General features: G+C 74.2%; 2 protein-coding genes. Both read left to right on the forward strand.

Translation table 11 applies throughout. The features are described from left to right. Positions 1-152 precede the first annotated feature (152 nt). A complete protein-coding gene (locus GXW71_RS34515; protein ID WP_211858605.1) occupies positions 153-821 on the forward strand; it encodes a hypothetical protein in 669 nt (222 codons plus the stop codon). A 186-nt stretch (positions 822-1,007) separates the two neighbouring features. Then, positions 1,008-1,511: hypothetical protein (locus GXW71_RS34520; RefSeq protein WP_211858606.1), on the forward strand; the 504-nt coding region annotated here is incomplete at its 3' end.

Genomic DNA, 1,511 nt, shown 5'->3' on the forward strand with positions numbered 1-1,511 from the left:
GGCATCGGCCGCGACGCCCGCGACCGCCGCCCCGAGCCCGGCCGCCGGCGGCCGCGCCGCGAGGGCGATGATGCGCGCGGCGGCACTCCTGTCGCGATCATCCTCGGCGGCCATGCCATGATCCCCGGCGTTCTTCCTGCCAGGACCCACCCTTGCCACAGCCGCGCGCCACCGACACCGATCTTCTCGCGATCGAGCTGGGCTGGCCGGGGGATGAGACCATCGCGGCGCTGCGCGAGGCCGCCGCGACGATCCGCGACGCCGACCAGGAGCCCTTCGCCGCCGGCGCGCGGCCGGGCTGGCTGGCGCGGCTGTTCCAGCTCGACAGCGCCTATCGCCGCGCGCGCCGGCGCTATCGCCAGGCGGTGGCGGCGCTCGACGCCATCGAGCCGCGGCTCCGCGACTGCCTCGCGCGGCATGAGGCCTTCCTGCAGCGGGGCGAGGCGGCTCTGGCGCGTTGCCAGGCGACCGAACGGCATCTCGCGGCGGCGCTGGCGGCGGCGGAGGAGGGGGAAGAAGGCGAGGGGAAGGAGCGGGCCCTGCACGACCTCCGCCTCGGCCTGCAGGTCGCGCGGCAGGACAGCCTGACCGCAGCCCTGCTCCTGGATCGCGATCGCGGCATCGTCAGCGCGATCCGGGCCTTGCTGGAAACCACCCTGCCGCGCTGGCACGGCATGATCGCGGAAGCGCTGGTGCTGCGTCGCGCCGCCGGCGCACGCCGGCTGCTGCGCGCGCTGGCGGCCGGACCGGCGGCCGACGGGACGCAGGCGGCGCTCCGCGACATCGATGCGCTGGTCGCCACGATCGGCGAGGTGCGCTGAAAGGGTGGCATCAGCCGTTGCTGCAAAGCAGCATCGGCCGCCGCAAGGTATGCGGCGGGATGTGCGGGCATCGTCCGTTTTTGATCCTCGGCAATCTCTTTTTTCTGTATTTGACCGTAATTTTCTGCATTGATTGCCATGCGTCGTCATCCTTGCGCTGCTTCGCCGCCCGGGAGAATTCGTCGCATGGCCTCTGCCGCTGCCCATGAAGGCACAGCCCTGGCCACCGTCCCGACACAGGGGCCGGCGCGGGATGACGGCTGGCGACCGCTGGCAGCGGGCTGGGTGGTGCTGCCGACCGACCGGCTCGCCGGCTTTCCGGCAGGCGCGCGGCCGCGGGAGCGCCGCTTCCTGCTGATGCATCCCGCTTACGGCATCGTGGTGCTTGAGCTCTGGTCGGCCGGGATCGCGCCCGGCGATGCGCCCCTGGCGGGCGCCTGGCTCGAGGCCGAGCTGCGGCTGGCCGGCTTTCTCCGCCGCTTCGACCCGCGCCTGCCGATCTGCCGGATCCATCTGGCCGTGCCGGAACTGCCGCACCTGGTGGGGGTGCTGGCGCGGGCCTTCGCCGGGACGGAGCCGCTGCGCCTGCCGTGTGGCGATGCCTGGATGGGCGCCGTGCAGGCCGCCCTGGCCGCGCCACCGGAAGCGCCGCCGGCACCGGCCGCGGCGGCCCGGCCGCGCGCCTCTCCG

This window comes from Plastoroseomonas hellenica (assembly GCF_018129085.1).
GTDB lineage: Bacteria > Pseudomonadota > Alphaproteobacteria > Acetobacterales > Acetobacteraceae > Plastoroseomonas > Plastoroseomonas hellenica.